The organism is Klebsiella sp. HN106 (genome assembly GCF_051209435.1).
Lineage (GTDB): Bacteria > Pseudomonadota > Gammaproteobacteria > Enterobacterales > Enterobacteriaceae > Klebsiella > Klebsiella oxytoca.
Map to the genome: position 1 here is coordinate 136556 of NZ_JBLURD010000003.1, position 17535 is coordinate 154090.

Genomic DNA, 17535 nt, shown 5'->3' on the forward strand with positions numbered 1-17535 from the left:
TCACTAGCGAGCGAATAAACGCAACGGTACCCGAGAAGTTTCTGGTCAGTCAGTTCTGTTAATTAAAACCAGGCATCTGCAGTGGCGGAAGGTTTGGCGTCATTACAGGAAAGGCACATGTTTTACTTAAGAGAATTCAATCCCTTACGGAGAAAACTTATGTCACTCATCACCAGTAATGACGACCTCGATGCCCTGGTCGCGCGGGTACGAAAGGCGCAACAGGCCTATGCCAGCTTTTCTCAGGAGAAGGTCGATAAAATCTTCCGCGCCGCCGCGCTGGCCGCCGCCGATGCCCGCATTCCGCTGGCCAAAATGGCGGTTGCCGAGTCCGGCATGGGCATCGTGGAAGATAAAGTCATCAAAAACCACTTTGCCTCCGAATATATCTACAACGCCTATAAAGATGAGAAAACCTGCGGGGTGCTGTCTGAAGATGACGCCTTTGGCACCATGACCATTGCCGAACCCATCGGCCTGATCTGCGGGATTGTCCCCACCACCAATCCGACCTCCACCGCCATTTTTAAGTCGCTGATTAGCCTCAAAACCCGCAACGGCATCGTTTTCTCCCCGCACCCGCGGGCGAAAAACGCCACCAACCGTGCGGCGGAGATCGTGCTGCGCGCGGCGGTAGAGGCCGGCGCGCCGCCGGATATCATTGGCTGGATTGACGAGCCGACCGTGGATTTGTCCAGCCGCCTGATGCACCACCCGGACATCAACCTGATCCTCGCCACCGGCGGGCCGGGCATGGTCAAAGCGGCCTACAGCTCCGGTAAACCGGCGATTGGCGTCGGCGCGGGCAACACCCCGGTGGTGATCGATGAAACCGCCGACGTGAAGCGCGCGGTGGCTTCGATTCTGATGTCAAAAACCTTCGATAACGGCGTCATCTGCGCCTCCGAGCAGTCGGTGGTGGTCGTGGATGCGGCCTACGACGCGGTACGCGAACGTTTCGCCAGCCACGGCGGCTATCTGCTGCAGGGGCAGGAGCTGAAGGCCGTGCAGGGGATTCTGCTGAAAAACGGCGCACTCAACGCGGCTATTGTCGGGCAGTCAGCGGTCAATATTGCCGGAATGGCCGGGATCGCGGTGCCTGCGGACACCAAAATCCTGATTGGCGAAGTCCGGGACATCGACGACAGCGAGCCTTTTGCCCACGAAAAGCTGTCGCCCACGCTCGCCATGTACCGGGCGAAGGATTTCGCCGATGCCGTGGAGAAAGCGGTGAAGCTGGTGGATATGGGCGGCATCGGCCACACCTCCTGCCTGTATACCGACCAGGATAACCAGGCGGATCGCGTCAGGCTGTTTGGCGAAAAGATGAAAACCGCGCGCATCCTGATCAACACCCCGACCTCCCACGGCGGGATCGGCGACCTCTACAACTTTAGCCTCGCCCCTTCCCTGACCCTCGGCTGCGGCTCCTGGGGCGGCAACTCGATCTCGGAAAACGTCGGGCCGAAGCACCTGATTAACAAGAAAACCGTGGCTAAGCGAGCTGAAAACATGTTGTGGCACAAACTTCCGAAATCTGTCTACTTCCGTCGGGGCTCACTGCCAGTCGCGTTGGACGAAGTGATCACCGATGGTCACAAACGCGCGCTGATCGTCACCGACCGCTTCCTGTTTAACAACGGCTACGCGGATCAGATCACTTCCGTACTGAAAGCGGCTGGCGTTGAAACAGAAGTTTTCTTTGAAGTGGAAGCTGACCCGACTCTGACCATCGTCCGTAAAGGCGCTGAGCTGGCGAACGCTTTCAAACCGGACGTGATTATCGCCCTGGGCGGCGGCTCCCCGATGGACGCGGCGAAAATCATGTGGGTCATGTACGAACATCCGGAAACCCACTTCGAAGAGCTGGCGCTGCGCTTTATGGATATCCGTAAACGTATCTACAAGTTCCCGAAAATGGGGGTTAAAGCCAAAATGGTGGCGATCACCACCACGTCTGGTACCGGCTCGGAAGTGACGCCGTTCGCCGTTGTTACCGATGACGCCACCGGGCAGAAGTACCCGCTGGCTGACTATGCCCTGACCCCGGATATGGCGATTGTTGATGCCAACCTGGTCATGGAAATGCCGAAGTCCCTGTGCGCCTTCGGTGGTCTGGACGCGGTGACCCATGCGCTGGAAGCTTACGTTTCCGTACTGGCTTCCGAGTTCTCCGACGGCCAGGCGCTGCAGGCGCTGAAGCTGCTGAAAGAAAACCTGCCGGCGTCTTACCATGAAGGTTCTAAGAACCCGGCAGCGCGCGAGCGCGTACACAGTGCTGCAACGATCGCCGGTATTGCGTTTGCTAACGCCTTCCTGGGTGTATGTCACTCCATGGCGCACAAACTGGGTTCTCAGTTCCACATTCCTCATGGTCTGGCGAACGCGCTGATGATTTGCAACGTCATTCGCTATAACGCCAACGACAACCCGACCAAACAGACGGCATTCAGCCAGTATGACCGCCCGCAGGCCCGTCGTCGCTATGCGGAAATCGCCGACCACCTGGGTCTGACTGCACCGGGTGACCGCACCGCAGCGAAAATCGAAAAACTCCTTGGCTGGCTGGAAGCACTCAAAGCTGAACTGGGCATACCAAAATCCATCCGCGAGGCGGGGGTGCAGGAGGCCGATTTTCTCGCCCACGTCGATAAGCTGGCGGAAGATGCGTTCGATGACCAGTGCACCGGCGCCAACCCGCGCTATCCGCTGATTTCTGAATTGAAACAGCTGCTGACAGACAGCTTCTACGGCAATCAATACGCTGAAAAATCACCGACCGCAGCCGGAAAATCGCAAAAAGCGGAGGCCGTTGTCCGGAAATAAGCGCTTATTCAATATTCAAGAAAGTGGCTGACCCGGCGGTAAGTGATTTACCGCCGCTCAGAGGCTGATTATGAGAGAAAGTCGACAGATATTATCATGGAGAAAAATATGACTACTGTACCAAGACTGAAATATTTCGTTGATGGTCAATGGCGCGTTTCGCAGACCGAACGCTATATGGACGTCTATAACCCAAGTACCGGGGAAGTCATGGCTCAGGCCCCCTGCTGCACCGAGCAAGAAGTGCTGGATGCCGTTGCCGCGGCGCGCAAAGCCTTTCCGGCGTGGTCAGATACTCCGGCGATTAAACGCTCGCAAATTATGTTTCGCGTTCGTGAATTATTAATCCAGCATCAGGATCGCTTAACCGAGCTGGTGGCGAAAGAAAACGGTAAAGCCTGGGGAGATGCTCAGGGCGATGTATTAAAAGCGAAAGAGGGCACCGAGCTTGCCTGCTCTATCCCGACTCTGCTGGCGGGTGAAAATCTGATGGACGCGTCAGCCGGGATCGACACCAACCTTTACCGTGAGCCGATTGGCGTGTTCGCCGGCATTGTGCCGTTTAACTTCCCGGCGATGATTCCGATGGGATGGATGGCGCCGCTATGCGTCGCATCCGGTAACACTATGGTGATTAAAGCGGCCAGTATGACGCCGATGACCTGTATGGAAATCACCAAACTCTATCAGGAAGCGGGCGTACCGGATGGCGTGATTAACATCGTGACCTGTTCACGTAACGAAGCCGATATTCTGCTGACCCATCCGGACGTTAACGGCGTCTCATTCGTCGGCTCGACGTCCGTCGGCCTGCACGTATACTCCAAAGCCGCCGCCCACGGCAAACGCGTCCAGGCGCTGTGCGAAGCAAAAAACCATGCCCTGGTGCTGGCCGATGCGCCAATTAACCGTACCGCCGCCGGTATTATCAACGCCGCGTTCGGCTGCGCGGGCGAACGCTGTATGGCGCTGCCGGTCGTCGTGGTGCAGGAAGAGATTGCCGACAGGCTGATTGCCGCCGTCGTCGAAAAAGCCAAACAGCTGAAAATCGGCCCCGGCTATCTGCGCGATACCGACATGGGTCCGGTGATTTCTAAAGACCATAAACAATCCGTCATCAACTGGATTAATAAAGGCATCGAAGAGGGTGCGAAGCTGGTGCTCGATGGTCGCGATATTAAGGTGCCGGGCCAGGAAAAAGGCTTCTATGTCGGGCCGACTATACTCGATGGCGTGACCGAGGAGATGAGCGTCGGGACGCAGGAAATTTTCGGGCCGGTCCTGTGCTTTAAGCGGGTAAAAACCTTCGAAGAAGGTCTGAAATTAATGAACAATAACCCGTTTGCCAACGGCTCGGTTATTTTCACCCAAAGCGGCTACTACGCCCGCGAGTTCCAGAAACGCACCCACGGCGGTATGGTCGGTATTAACGTCGGCATCCCGGTGCCGGTCGGCGTATTCCCCTTCTCAGGTCATAAACAGTCGTTCTTCGGCGACCTGCACTGCCTGGGCAAAGATGGTGTTCGTTTCTATACAGAGTCCAAATGCGTGACTTCGCGCTGGTTTGATGAAGAAGAAGCAAAACGCGAAAAAGTCGACTCCTGGGACGGTACGATTTAATAGCCATTTAAACCCAACATATAACGAGTTGCGGGACAGGTAGCAACCCAGCGAATCCTCAGTCATTTACTGGCGTAAATGGCTGAGGTCAACAAATGCGGGCAACGTACAAGCAGCTTGAAATATGACGGTCAGCTCCCTCCAGATATTGCTTCGGCAGTATCTGGAGCATTAATTCGATTTTTTTATTCTGCACGTGTCGCTGAATCGTTAATAACGACTGCACACTAAAAAAATCCTTAATATTAAATGGAGTTTCCTATGACCCAGGCCTTCTCAATTCCTCGCAGTATTATTTATGGCGAAAATGCTTTAGAGCATCTTTCCACCCTGAGCGGAAAAAAAGCCGCATTAGTCACCGGCGGCAGTTCAATGAAGCGTTTTGGCTTTCTGGATAAAGCCGTCAGCGAACTCAATAAAGCGGGTATAGAGTGCATTATTATCGATAATGTTGAACCCAATCCGTCCATTAAAACCGTCTGGCGCGGAGCCAAAGCGATGCTGGCCTTTGAACCTGACTGGATAGTGGCCATTGGCGGCGGTTCCGCGCTGGATGCCGCTAAAGTTATGTGGTGTTTCTATGAACATCCGCAGCTGAAGTTTGAGGATATTATTCCCGTCGGTGCCATGCCGCCGCTGCGCAGCAAAGCACGGTTTGTGGCGATCCCCTCCACCAGCGGCAGCGCGTCCGAAATCACCGCCTTCTCGGTGATCACCGATACGGCAAATCATATCAAATACCCGATTGTTGCCGCCGATCTGGTGCCGGATATCGCCATTCTCGACCCCACTATTCCGGCAAAAATGCCGCCTCACGTGACGGTTCACACCGGCATGGACGTTTTGACCCATGCGATTGAAGCCTACGTCTCCACTGCAGCCAACTCGTTTACCGACCCTTATGCGGTAGAGGCCATTCGGCTGGTATTTAAGCATCTGGAAACCGCCTGGCGCTCACCCGATGATTTAAATGCCCGCATGCATATGCATAATGCTTCCGCGCTGGCGGGAATCGCCTTCACCAATGCGTCACTGGGATTAGTGCATTCGATGGCGCATAAAATTGGCGGTGAATTTGGCATTACTCACGGTCTGGCGAATGCGATTATGTTGCCGTATATCATTCAATATAATGCGAAGTTCACCAAAAAATATCGTCAGCTGGAAGCCGCATTAGGTATGGATAATTTAATTGCCGCGATCAATGCGCTGAATCAACGGCTGGGCGTCCCGAAAACGCTGAGCCAGTGTGACGAAGTGGAAATCAATGAAGTGACCTTTGTTAATGTGCTCGACCGAATGAGTCGCCATGCCGTCGACGATCCCTGTACATTAACCAATCCTAACTATCCGTCAGTTCAGGACGTTAAAGGGTTGTACACCCAGGCATTCTACGGCGCTTGATAGCCTCAGCGCTGCGATGTTGTGAACGGTAAAGCCACGTTGCCTAAGGCTGCAGGGAATAGCGACTCCCTGCAGCCATCCCTTTTATCCCGCCTCGGTATTTCTGCAATGAACCCAAGCTGAATCGTTAAAGCAAAAGACGATAGTAATCACATAATTTCAGCAACGAAATTCAATATCACTGACGAAAAGAGATTTATATCTCATTTAAAAATATAAAAACGCCTGTTTTCTCACCAGGTGAGACACTTCACATTTTCATAATCCACTTGCAACTAAATTCCCTGCATCAGTGACACAATCGATTCAGCAAAAGGGATGAAAAATGAAAAAGACATTAGCTTTGACGGCCATTGCCGCGCTTATTTCTACGCCGGTAATGGCAAAAACGTGGGTGCTGACAAGCGCTGAAAGCGGCATAGATAAAGGAAACTGGCAAATAACCAGCGATCAGCTGAAGATAAAAGAGCATAACTTCAGCATTGAGCAAAAAGTCCTTCACGGCGGTAAACAAGAAGGCAGTAAAATCCTTGTGATCCATAGTAAAGACGGCCTGACCATCGCGCTTAGCCCGACCCGCGGCATGAACCTGCTAAAAATCGAAGGCTTTGGATCGCGAATGGGCTGGGATTCGCCGGTCAAAGAAGTGGTTAATCCCGCCTTTATTAACCTCGAAAGCCGTAACGGACTGGGATGGCTGGAGGGTTTCAATGAAATGATGGTACGCTGCGGCTACGAATGGACAGGCCACCCGGTGACCGCCGATGGGCAGATTTACACCCTGCACGGCAAAGTCGGCAACACGCCGGCTTCCCAGGTAGAAGTTGAAGTGGCGGATACCGCGCCATATGAAATTCGCGTTCGTGGACTGGTGAAGGAGAGCACCTTCAAGAAAGCAGATTTGCAGACCATGACCGAACTGCGCTACGTGCCAGGCAGCAATAGCTTTAGCCTGCACGATGTCCTGACCAACCATGCCGACTATCCGCATGACTATCAAATTATCTATCACAGCAACTTTGGCAAGCCGATCCTCGAAGAAGGCGCCCGCTTCCTGGCCCCGATCGCCAGCATCAGTCCATTCAACGACTACGCCAAAGCGGGCTTAAAAAGCTGGCAAACCTACGCCGGACCAACGAAAGATTTCGATGAAATGGTGTTTAATATGCAGCCTCTGGCGGATGAAAATCATCAAACGCTAGCCGCAGTGGTCAACAAAGCCGGCGATAAAGGGGCATCTATTCAGTTTGATACCCGCCAGCTACCGGTGCTGACCCTGTGGAAAAATACCGATACCGAGAAACAGGGTTACGTCACCGGTATTGAGCCAGGCACCAGCTACGCCTATCCGGTCACTATCGAGCGGGAGCAAAAACGCGTTAAGCAGCTTCAGCCCGGGGAAAGCGCCCAGTTTGATCTGACCTATACGCTGTTGCACAGCAGCGAGCAGGTTGCCGAGGTGGAGAAGAAAATCGCGGCTATTCAGGGCGATAGCAAAGTGGCGGAAAACGAAACGCCTATCGCGAAAGAGTAATTTAACGCGTTAAGCATGTTCCGGGCGACAAAACACGCAGACGGCGGTGAACTTGTTGTCCGGCTAAGCGCAGCGCGAACCGGAAGAAAAGCGGAGGCCGTATTACGCACGGCTTCCCGGAGGCGGCGCTTGACGCGCCTTGTCCGGACGACAAAAACTCAAAACACGCGGACCTTTAGCCCAGCTCAGGCATCAGCCGCAACCGGGGATTTTCCCGGAGGCGGCGCCTGGCGCACCTTGTCCGGGCGACAATACCTCGATCGCACCAGCCTGAGCCATGACCACCAAACGCAAATCCCGCGCAAAGCGCTGATACCGCGCCTCATCAATCGGCTGCGGGTAGCTCAACACGATCAATTCATGATCGGCAATACCCTGATGATAGGTCGGATGGCGATGCGCCCAGGGATTCGCGCAAAACCCCATGGTTTCATAAAAGCGCAGACGCTTATGGGCAATCTCGCTGGTCAGCGGATCGATTTCGAGAATGGTCAGCGGCGCACGCTGAAGTATTTCAGCTAACAGCCGCTTGCCGTAGCCACGCGATCGTAACGTATCGTCGATGGCCAGATGTTCAATGTAACTATAGTCAGCAAACCGCCAGCAGCCGCTCAGGCCGATAAACAGACCATCATCGAACCAGGCTTCCAGTACATAATGGGGATTATCAAGCGCCTGCTGTTTAGCCTCGGCTTCACGCTGTTCGTGCCACGGGAAGGCCCTGCCGTACAGGGCGTCCAGCGCGGGAAAATAAGCGGAATCGGTAGAGGTCACTCTTTGTGAAATCAACATGAACCATCCGTAACTATCCGCCCTCACGCGGAGGGCGGACCAACGCGGAGAATGGCCTATTCGGCCGCCTCGGCTTTTTTCGCCAGCTTATCGAGCAGCTTCTGATGAATGCCGCCAAAACCACCGTTGCTCATGACCAGAATGTGGTCGCCAGGATGCGCGGTCTTCACAATCATATCCACCAGCGTATCGACATCGGCGCTCCAGTGCGCGGGCTGTACGCAGGCGTCAGCTACTTCAGCTACCTGCCACGGAATATGCTGCGGCTGCAGCAGGAAGACCTCGTCGGCACGACCGAGAGACGGCGCCAGGTCGTCTTTGCAAATGCCCATTTTCATGGTGTTGGAACGGGGTTCAAGCACGGCAAGAATTCGCGCGGTACCGCCAACTTTGCCGCGTAGCGCCTGCAGAGTCGCCAGAATCGCCGTCGGGTGGTGGGCAAAATCGTCGTATACGGTGACGCCGTTGGCTTCGCCGCGTAGTTCCAGACGGCGGCGGGCGTTGATAAAGCTACCCAGCGCATTGGCCGCATCGGCAGGCAGCACGCCGACATGACGGGCGGCGGCAATGGCCATCAGGCCGTTATGCATATTATGTTCGCCGACCAGCGCCCATTTCACCTCGCCCACTTTCTCGCCGTCCAGCCACACTTCCCATGAGGAAGCATCGGTGGTCAGCTTTTTCGCCTGCCAGTGGCCCTGTTCGCCGACCAGTTCCTGCTCGCTCCAGCAGCCCATCGCCATCGTCTGTTTCAGGTTGATGTCGTTCTCAGGCAGAATGATTTTGCCCTTGCCCGGCACAATGCGCACCAGATGATGGAACTGTTTCTGGATGGCCTTCAGGTCGTCAAAAATGTCCGCATGGTCGAACTCAAGGTTATTGAGAATCAACGTACGCGGGCAGTAGTGAACGAACTTAGAGCGCTTATCGAAGAAAGCGCAGTCGTATTCATCGGCTTCAATCACGAAGAACGGGCTGTCGCCAAGGCGCGCGGACACCTCAAAGTTGCCCGGTACGCCGCCGATGACAAAGCCCGGCTTGTAGCCGCAGGCTTCAAGGATCCAGGTCGCCATTCCGGCAGTAGTGGTTTTACCATGCGTCCCGGCAACCGCCAGCACCCAGCGATCGCGCAGGACAAAGTCGTGCAGCCACTGCGGCCCGGACATATACGGGATGTTATTTTCCAGCACCGCTTCCACGCACGGGTTGCCGCGCGTCATCGCGTTACCGATGATCACCAGATCCGGCTGAGGATCCAGCTGGCTGGCATCATATCCTTGAATTAACTCAATTCCCTGGGTTTCCAGCAGGGTACTCATTGGCGGATAGACGTTTGCATCCGACCCCGTTACCTCATGACCGAGGGAACGCGCCAGCATCGCCAGCCCCCCCATAAACGTGCCACAGATTCCTAAAATATGAATGCGCATTCGTCATTTCCTTCTCTTATCTGAAGCACAGTTTACCGGGATGTTGGGGCTGAAAGAAATGCATTTCAGGGGAATCCGTATTTTGCTGGCGCGATTCACCTGTGCGAACTTTTTTTATTCTTTGTTAAGATTGTTTTGTTCGTTTTACTTCACATAAACATGCAGGGAACGGGTTATGAAAACGTTAGGTGAATTTATTGTCGAAAAGCAGCACGAGTTCTCTCACGCAACGGGCGAGCTGACTGCTTTGTTGTCGGCGATAAAGTTAGGCGCCAAGATCATCCACCGCGATATCAACAAGGCCGGTCTGGTCGATATCCTGGGTGCCAGCGGTGCTGAAAACGTTCAGGGCGAGGTGCAGCAAAAACTCGACCTGTTTGCCAATGAAAAGCTGAAAGCCGCACTGCGAGCACGCGATATTGTTGCCGGGATCGCCTCTGAAGAAGAAGATGAAATCGTCGTCTTTGAAGGCTGTGAACACGCCAAATACGTGGTGCTGATGGACCCTCTGGATGGCTCCTCTAACATCGACGTTAACGTCTCCGTCGGGACGATTTTCTCTATCTATCGCCGCGTCACGCCGGTGGGTACTCCCGTCACCGAAGAAGACTTCCTGCAGCCGGGTAACCGCCAGGTCGCCGCCGGCTATGTGGTTTACGGTTCCTCGACGATGCTGGTTTATACCACCGGCTGCGGCGTCCACGCCTTTACCTACGACCCGTCCCTTGGCGTGTTCTGCCTGTGCCAGGAACGCATGCGCTTCCCGGAAAAGGGGAATACCTACTCGATTAACGAAGGTAACTACATCAAGTTCCCGATGGGCGTGAAGAAGTACATCAAGTACTGCCAGGAAGAAGATAAAGAGACCCAGCGCCCGTATACCTCGCGCTATATCGGCTCGCTGGTAGCGGATTTCCACCGCAACCTGCTCAAAGGCGGCATCTACCTCTACCCGAGCACCGCCAGCCACCCGGACGGTAAACTGCGTCTGCTGTACGAGTGCAACCCGATGGCGTTCCTCGCTGAACAGGCGGGCGGCAAGGCCAGCGACGGTAAAGAGCGCATTCTGGATATTATCCCGGAAAGCCTGCACCAGCGCCGCTCTTTCTTCGTCGGCAATAACCATATGGTCGAAGACGTCGAGAACTTTATTAAAGAGTTCCCGGACGCGTAATATTCAGACGCCGGATAATTCCGGCGTCTATTTGCTTTAGTTCACGAAGGTGAGTTTGACGCGTTTCGACAGGTGGAAATAAGGTATCCAGATGATTATCTGCAGCGCGCATGAGGCCAAAATTTTTATATCTTCAACCTCCAGCCCTACACCATAAAAATGCGCAGCAATCCAGCAGTCGATGGCGTAGAGAATCGTGGTGAACAGAACCCAGACAGTATAATAATTTGGCAACTGACGTTTCTTCCTGAAAAACAACATCGTCGTATAAACTACCAATAACCAAAGAAATAGTGCCCCAGCCGCTTCAAACAGCGCAAACGCTCTAAACTCCTCTTCAACATCCAGAAAAACCGTTACCGTATTACATATCCCGACGATCTGTAAAAGCGAGCTGAGCGTCAGGGTTAAAGCCGGCAGATAAAGCCAGCCGCCGATACCGGTATATTTTTTATCCTTACAGGTTTTGCAATAACGCGCCGGAGGCAATACCTTTTGCCCACAGCTGGCGCACTTGCCTGATAATCCTTCACATTCAACCATATCCATTAATAGCGTTCCTTTGCTCAAAATATCCCTTTTCAGGGTGCCTGTTGTATCAGGCACCTATCATGGATGAACATGGCGAGTACGTACATAAGTTGAGCGAAAAACCAGAATACTACTCAGCAGTCGCACGCACATTTACCCTTGTCACCGGCGAACTCTGCCGATTCTCCCACAGCACCGTCAGGCCGCGCTGCAGCGCGATAAAGATAAACAGCAGAATACCGATGGCGATCTTGGTCCACCATGAACTAAGCGTACCGTCGAAGTTGATATAGGTTTGAATCAGCCCCTGAATGGCGACGCCAAACAGGGTGCCGAGAACCGTGCCCACGCCACCGCTTAACAGCGTGCCGCCGATCACCACCGAAGCAATGGCGTCCAGCTCGACGCCAACCCCTGCCAGCGCATAACCCGCCTGGGTATAAATAGAGAAGACGATCCCCGCCAGCGTCGCCAGACCGGTAGAGAGCATATAGATGCGAATCGTCGTGCTCCGCGTGGAGATCCCCATCAGGTTGGCCGACGTCGCGTTGCCGCCAATGGCGTAAACCTGATTGCCAAAGCGGGTGCGGTGGGCCATAAAAATGCCACCGATCACCACCAGCAGCATCAACAGCCCCATGGCGCTCAGACGACCGCCGCCGGGGATGGTCCATGCCAGTCCGGAAAGCGCGTCATACACCGGATGATTGATGGGAATCGACTCCTCCGAAACCAGATAGCTGACGCCGCGCAGAAAAAACATCCCGGCAAGCGTGATGATAAACGCCGGGATCTTCAACGCATCGATGAGCAGCCCCATAAAGGCGCCAAAAGCGCAGCCCATCACCAGCACTAGCGGAAATGCCACCAGCGGCGAGATCCCCCAGAAACCGATCGCTTTGGCGAGGAATACCCCGGTGAAGGCGATCACCGACCCCACCGACAGATCGATCCCGCCGGAGAGGATCACGAACGTCATGCCGACGGCGATGATCCCGAGAAAAGCATTGTCGGTCAGGATATTGCAGATCACCCGCGTCGAGGCAAAGCCGGGAAACTGCGTCAGGCAGTAAAGGTATCCCAGTACGAAGACCGCGAGGGTAATCATTAACGGTAAATTACGTTTTATCATGGCCACGCATCCCCTTCAGTATGCTGATAAAGCGCGGCGACTGGACGATCAGTACGCACAGCACCACCACCGCTTTGACTACCTGATTAAGCTCCGGCGGGAAACCGGACAGCAGGATCCCGGTATTCATGCCCTGGATAATCAGTGCCCCGACAACCGAGAGCAGCAGATTAAAGCGCCCGCCCATCAGCGAGCCGCCGCCGATAACGACCGCCAGAATGGCATCCAGCTCCAGCCATAGCCCGGCGTTATTGGCATCCGCGCCGCGAATATCCGCCGCGACGATAATGCCGGCGATGGCCGCGCATACTCCGCTCAGCACGTAGGCCAGCATCACGACGATGCGGGTATTTACCCCAGCGTTTTTCGCCGCACGAATGTTAATCCCCACCGCTTCGATAAACATCCCCAGCGCGGTTTTGCGGGTAAACAGCCAGAACAGCACCAGCGTAACGATGGCGATTATCACCGGCGTCGGGAACAGCAGCAGCGATCCGCTGCCCAGCCAGGCCAGCGGCGGGGAGTCAAAAGTGACGATCTGCCCGGAGGTGATCAGCTGCGCCACGCCGCGTCCGGCGACCATCAGGATCAGCGTGGCGACAAACGGCTGGATCTTCAGCACCGCCACAAGGATACCGTTCCACAGGCCCGCCAGCGCGCCGGCTCCCAGCGAAGCCAGCAGCACAACCGGCAGGCTGTGTCCCGCCACGGTCATCGACGCCGCCGTTGCGCCGGCAATCGCCATCACCGCCCCGACGGAGAGGTCAATCCCGCCGGTGGCGATAACCAGCGTCATGCCGATCGCCAGCAGCGCCACTGGCGCGGCGCGGTTCAAAATATCAATCGGGCTGCCGAACAGTCGCCCCTCCTGGAGCACGATCTGGTAGAAATGCGGGGCGACCAGGCTGTCAACCACCAGCACCAGCAGCAGCGCAAGGATCTGCGGCATCCCTTTGGGCCAGTTAACGCGCCGTTTCGGCTGGCCGGTTTTCGGAACAGATTGAGGCATCATCGGTTACTCCTTATGCCGCAATAGCGTTCATGATCGCCGGCACGGAGAGCTCGCTCAGAGCCAGCTCCGCCACCTGCTGGCGATCGCGCATGATAATCACCCGATCGGCGTAACCCACCAGCTCTTCCAGCTCTGAAGAAATAACCAGCAGCGCCAGACCATCGGCGCACAGGGTTTCGATCAGGCGGATGATCTCGGCGTGGGCACCCACGTCAATACCGCGGGTGGGTTCATCGAGGATCAGGAACTGCGGTTTCGTCAGCAGCCAGCGGGAGAGAAGTACCTTTTGCTGATTACCGCCGGAGAGAAATTCGATCGGCTGTTCGGCGCTGGGGGTACGAATACCCAGCTGACGAATAAAACGTTCGGCAATCTCATTTTGTTCGCGCCGCCCAATCGGCCGCAGCCAGCCGCGCTGCGCCTGTAGCGCGAGAACAATATTTTCCCGCACCGAGGCGGCGGCGATAATGCCGTCGGTTTTGCGGTCCTCCGGGCAGAAGCCGATCCCGAGACAGGATGCCTGATGCGGCGAGCGCAGGGTTTGCGGCTTGCCTTTGATCCACGCTTTGCCGCTGTCGGCGGGTTTAATGCCGAAGATTACCTCCGCCGTTTCCGTGCGCCCCGAGCCTAACAGACCCGCCAGGCCGACGATTTCACCGGGACGGACCTGCAGACTAAACGGTGCAATGGTGCCTTTTTTGCCAAAATCTTCGAAGGCGGCCACCGGCTTATCGCTGAGCAGGGTGCGGCCCGCGCGCTGCAGGGCGTTATGCTCCAGCTCGCGGCCCAGCATCATCTTCACCAGCTCAATTTGCGGCAGCTCGCGGGTTTCCCGGCAGCCGACAAAACCGCCGTTGCGCAGCACGGTGATACGATCGCTGACGGCGTAAACCTGGTCGAGGAAATGGGTGACGAAAATCAGGCTGACCCCGCTATCGCGCAGCTGGCGCATCAAGGTGAAGAGCATCTCCACCTCCTGGGTATCCAGGCTGGCGGTCGGTTCATCAAGAATTAACACTTTTGCTGACAGGTCAATCGCCCGGCAGATGGCGACAATCTGCTGCATCGCCACCGAAAAGCGGTTCAGCGGCTCGCGTACATCAAGGGAAAAACCGTAGGATGCCATCAGCGCGGTGGCGCGCTTTTCCATCTCTTTACGCCGCAGCAGGCCAAAACGCCGGGGCTCACGGCCGATAAACAGATTATCCGCCACCGACATGTTAGGCAGCAGGTTCACTTCCTGATAGACGGTACCAATCCCCAGTTGTTGGGCATGGGCGGTGTTTTTCGGCGAAATCGCCTGGCCTTCCAGCCAGATTGTCCCGCGGTCGGCGTGATAGACGCCGGTCAGCGCTTTAATCAGGGTAGATTTACCCGCGCCGTTTTCGCCTAGCAGAGCCATGATTTCGCCCCGGCGCAGGCTGAAATTAACGTTATCCAGCGCTTTCACGCCGGGGAAAAACTTGCTGAGCCCTTCCGTACGAAGGATTTCCTGATGCGATTCGCCGTTCATGCTCCCCCCTCACCTTTGCCCTCTCCCCGAGGGGAGGAGAGGGAAATCAGCCGTGCTATAGCGACCGGGGAAATCCCGGAGGCGGCGCTGCGCGCCTGTCCGGGCTACCCGCTCCGCAGACGGCGGTGAAACTGTAGCCCGGTCAGCGTAGCACCACCGGGAACGTGGCCTGTTCTTAGCTACGACTCAGTAGCCCATATTTTTCTTCTTCTCTAACTCTTCTTTCGCCGTATCCGGCAGGTAGAGCGTCGATTGAGTGATGGTGACTTTTTCAGGCAGGGTGCCGTCTTTTTTGTATTTCTCCAGCGCATCGAACGCCGGGCCGGCCATATTCGGCGTCAGCTCGACGCTGGCGTTAGCTTCACCGGCCATCATCGCTTTATAAATATCCGGCACGCCGTCGATAGAGCCGGTGAGGATATCTTTGCCCGGCTTCAGCCCGGCTTCTTTAATCGCCTGAATAGCGCCAATCACCATGTCGTCGTTATGGGCGTAAACCATGCAGATGTTCTTGCCGTTGTTCTCCGCTTTGATAAAGCTTTCCATCACTTCTTTGCCCTTACTGCGGGTAAAGTCGCCGGACTGGGAACGGATAATTTTGATATTAGGGGCTTTAGAAATGGCTTCGGCGAAGCCTTTCTTACGGTCAATCGCCACGCTGGCGCCTACGGTCCCCTGCAGCTCAACAACGTTACACGGTTTGCCATCGACGGTTTTCACCAGCCACTCGCCGATCAGCTGGCCTTCCAGCACGTTGTTGGCGGTCACGGTGGTCATGTAGAGGTCTTTATCTTTAACATCAATGGAGCGGTCGAGCAGGAATACCGGGATTTTGGCCTCTTTCGCTTCTTTCAGTACCGGTTCCCAGCCGGTCGCCACCACCGGAGCGATGAAGATGGCATCGACGCCCTGAGCGATAAAAGAGCGGACGGCTTTAATCTGGTTTTCCTGTTTTTGCTGCGCATCGGCAATCTTCAGAGTGATACCGCGCTTCGCGGCTTCCTCCTTCGCGACGTTGGTTTCTGCCGCACGCCAGCCGGATTCAGAGCCGACCTGTGAAAAACCCACGGTCAGAGGGGCAGCCATGGCCATAGACGACATAGCTGCGGAAACTGCGGTGACAAGAAGTAAGCGCTTCCACATAAGAGGATCCTCGTAGGGTTATTGTTGGATAAAGCCTCACCAGCGGACAAACTATAGACAATCGGAGATGTAACTGAATGCGTTACATCACACTTCAAAAAAGTTAACTAGATGTTAATCGGTGCGTTACTCTTCAGCGGAGAGCCGGTGAGGCTTCGCGACCCGCGCGAGCTTCGCCGTTTATGACGAAATTTTGCGCGCTTTGAGATATCAAGCATATGCAATGAAAACGGTTACATAATTTTATTCAGTATGCGGCTATGTTTATGGATTTTCAGGCTGTATTAAGCCGAAAAATTCGGACTCCACCCACCCGTTCTGGGGAAAAAGAAGCGAAGACATTCGATGTGAGTTGGCTATAATACCGGGCACTTGTTTGCCATACATTTTAAAGGAAACAGACATGAGCTTACTCAACGTACCTGCGGGCAAAGATCTGCCGGAAGACATCTACGTCGTGATCGAGATCCCGGCGAACGCAGATCCTATCAAATACGAAGTCGACAAAGAGAGCGGTGCACTGTTCGTTGACCGTTTCATGTCCACGGCGATGTTCTATCCGTGCAACTACGGCTACATCAACCACACCCTGTCCCTGGACGGCGACCCGGTTGACGTTCTGGTCCCGACGCCGTACCCGCTGCAGCCGGGTTCCGTTATCCGCTGCCGTCCGGTTGGCGTACTGAAAATGACCGACGAATCCGGTGAAGATGCGAAACTGGTTGCGGTACCGCACACCAAGCTGAGCAAAGAATACGATCACATCAAAGATGTGAACGACCTGCCGGAACTGCTGAAAGCGCAGATCACCCACTTCTTCGAGCACTATAAAGACCTCGAAGCAGGCAAATGGGTTAAAGTTGACGGCTGGGACAACGCTGAAGCGGCGAAAGCCGAAATCGTGGCTTCCTTCGAGCGCGCTAAGAAGTAATTCTGCCGCACTCAGGTTCGCAAAAACACCGCCTCCGGCGGTGTTTTTTTTGGCGTTGCTCTATTGCTGAGCGGCGGCTGATGCCTTAGCGGGCCGACAACATCCCCCCATAAAAAACAACGCCACCCGAAGGTGGCGTTATCGTTATTAATACTGGTCTTTGTCCAACCAGTTGCCGCTTTCTATCAGCGTGAAGCCCTCAACGGGGCGCTGATAGACATACATCCAGGCGCTACCGTAGGGCGTCTGGATCAGGTGACGAGCATACTCGCCGCCTTTAGTACGCAGCGCATCCAATTCAGCCAGCGTCGATGCGTCAATACGATAGACCTCACCATGTACCGTGCCATCGCCGGGCACCGCGCCTGGATAGTGGCCCAGGCTGTACAGTTGATAATCATTGACACTATGATCGCCCAGCCACTGAGCGTTGGTCATCCAGTGGCTGTTGCCTTGTTTGCGTCGTAAACTGCCGTAAACAAATATTCGCATT

The 17535-nt window shown here is 55.1% G+C and carries 14 protein-coding genes; 6 read left to right on the forward strand and 8 right to left on the reverse strand.

Going from position 1 to position 17535, the window contains the following annotated elements; all coding sequences use genetic code 11:
• Nucleotides 1–159: 159 nt before the first annotated feature.
• The 4 genes from adhE to ACSIPU_RS11630 all read left to right on the forward strand — a co-directional run bounded on the left by adhE (nucleotide 160) and on the right by ACSIPU_RS11630 (nucleotide 7384).
• Nucleotides 160–2826 carry a bifunctional acetaldehyde-CoA/alcohol dehydrogenase gene (adhE, locus tag ACSIPU_RS11615; RefSeq protein ID WP_163525014.1) on the forward strand — a complete coding sequence of 889 codons (2667 nt, stop codon included), beginning with the start codon at nucleotides 160–162 and terminating at the stop codon, nucleotides 2824–2826.
• A 108-nt stretch (nucleotides 2827–2934) separates the two neighbouring features.
• Nucleotides 2935–4446, forward strand: coding sequence for a CoA-acylating methylmalonate-semialdehyde dehydrogenase (locus tag ACSIPU_RS11620; protein WP_196557790.1), 1512 nt, complete (start codon nucleotides 2935–2937; stop codon nucleotides 4444–4446).
• 261 nt (nucleotides 4447–4707) lie between these two features.
• On the forward strand, nucleotides 4708–5850 hold the full coding sequence (locus ACSIPU_RS11625; protein WP_196557788.1) for an iron-containing alcohol dehydrogenase: 1143 nt from the start codon (nucleotides 4708–4710) through the stop codon (nucleotides 5848–5850).
• Nucleotides 5851–6175: 325 nt separating this feature from the next.
• Complete coding sequence (locus ACSIPU_RS11630) at nucleotides 6176–7384, forward strand: aldose 1-epimerase family protein (RefSeq protein WP_016809346.1); 1209 nt, start codon at nucleotides 6176–6178, stop codon at nucleotides 7382–7384.
• A gap of 192 nt (nucleotides 7385–7576) precedes the next feature.
• On the opposite strand, the gene ACSIPU_RS11635 is transcribed toward ACSIPU_RS11630, so the two are convergent.
• Both ACSIPU_RS11635 and mpl read right to left on the reverse strand, forming a co-directional pair.
• Nucleotides 7577–8176 (reverse strand): GNAT family N-acetyltransferase, encoded by a 600-nt coding sequence (locus ACSIPU_RS11635; RefSeq protein ID WP_047720435.1) that lies wholly within the window; start codon nucleotides 8174–8176, stop codon nucleotides 7577–7579.
• Nucleotides 8177–8232: 56 nt separating this feature from the next.
• Nucleotides 8233–9606 carry a UDP-N-acetylmuramate:L-alanyl-gamma-D-glutamyl-meso-diaminopimelate ligase gene (mpl, locus tag ACSIPU_RS11640; RefSeq protein ID WP_004109005.1) on the reverse strand — a complete coding sequence of 458 codons (1374 nt, stop codon included), beginning with the start codon at nucleotides 9604–9606 and terminating at the stop codon, nucleotides 8233–8235.
• A 175-nt stretch (nucleotides 9607–9781) separates the two neighbouring features.
• Between mpl and fbp the strand changes: the two genes are divergently transcribed.
• A complete protein-coding gene (fbp, locus tag ACSIPU_RS11645; protein WP_004109008.1) occupies nucleotides 9782–10780 on the forward strand; it encodes a class 1 fructose-bisphosphatase in 999 nt (332 codons plus the stop codon).
• A gap of 36 nt (nucleotides 10781–10816) precedes the next feature.
• Here fbp and ACSIPU_RS11650 read toward each other — a convergent pair whose 3' ends face one another.
• The 5 genes from ACSIPU_RS11650 to ytfQ all read right to left on the reverse strand — a co-directional run bounded on the left by ACSIPU_RS11650 (nucleotide 10817) and on the right by ytfQ (nucleotide 16111).
• Nucleotides 10817–11329: a DUF2569 domain-containing protein gene (locus ACSIPU_RS11650; RefSeq protein ID WP_047720436.1), complete on the reverse strand. Its 513-nt coding sequence runs from the start codon at nucleotides 11327–11329 to the stop codon at nucleotides 10817–10819.
• Nucleotides 11330–11441: 112 nt separating this feature from the next.
• The gene (gene yjfF / locus ACSIPU_RS11655; RefSeq protein ID WP_004109013.1) at nucleotides 11442–12443 is read right to left on the reverse strand and encodes a galactofuranose ABC transporter, permease protein YjfF; all 1002 of its coding nucleotides are present in this window, start codon (nucleotides 12441–12443) and stop codon (nucleotides 11442–11444) included.
• Nucleotides 12430–13455 carry a galactofuranose ABC transporter, ATP-binding protein YtfT gene (gene ytfT / locus ACSIPU_RS11660; protein ID WP_032705181.1) on the reverse strand — a complete coding sequence of 342 codons (1026 nt, stop codon included), beginning with the start codon at nucleotides 13453–13455 and terminating at the stop codon, nucleotides 12430–12432. Before ytfT ends, yjfF begins: the two co-directional genes overlap by 14 nt.
• Nucleotides 13456–13465: 10 nt before the next feature.
• Complete coding sequence (gene ytfR / locus ACSIPU_RS11665) at nucleotides 13466–14968, reverse strand: galactofuranose ABC transporter, ATP-binding protein YtfR (RefSeq protein WP_004109019.1); 1503 nt, start codon at nucleotides 14966–14968, stop codon at nucleotides 13466–13468.
• Nucleotides 14969–15154: 186 nt separating this feature from the next.
• Nucleotides 15155–16111: a galactofuranose ABC transporter, galactofuranose-binding protein YtfQ gene (ytfQ, locus tag ACSIPU_RS11670; RefSeq protein ID WP_004109022.1), complete on the reverse strand. Its 957-nt coding sequence runs from the start codon at nucleotides 16109–16111 to the stop codon at nucleotides 15155–15157.
• 403 nt (nucleotides 16112–16514) lie between these two features.
• Between ytfQ and ppa the strand changes: the two genes are divergently transcribed.
• Nucleotides 16515–17042 carry an inorganic diphosphatase gene (ppa, locus tag ACSIPU_RS11675; protein WP_004109025.1) on the forward strand — a complete coding sequence of 176 codons (528 nt, stop codon included), beginning with the start codon at nucleotides 16515–16517 and terminating at the stop codon, nucleotides 17040–17042.
• A gap of 147 nt (nucleotides 17043–17189) precedes the next feature.
• Here ppa and ACSIPU_RS11680 read toward each other — a convergent pair whose 3' ends face one another.
• Nucleotides 17190–17534 (reverse strand): gamma-glutamylcyclotransferase family protein, encoded by a 345-nt coding sequence (locus ACSIPU_RS11680; RefSeq protein WP_004098039.1) that lies wholly within the window; start codon nucleotides 17532–17534, stop codon nucleotides 17190–17192.
• Nucleotide 17535 lies beyond the last annotated feature (1 nt).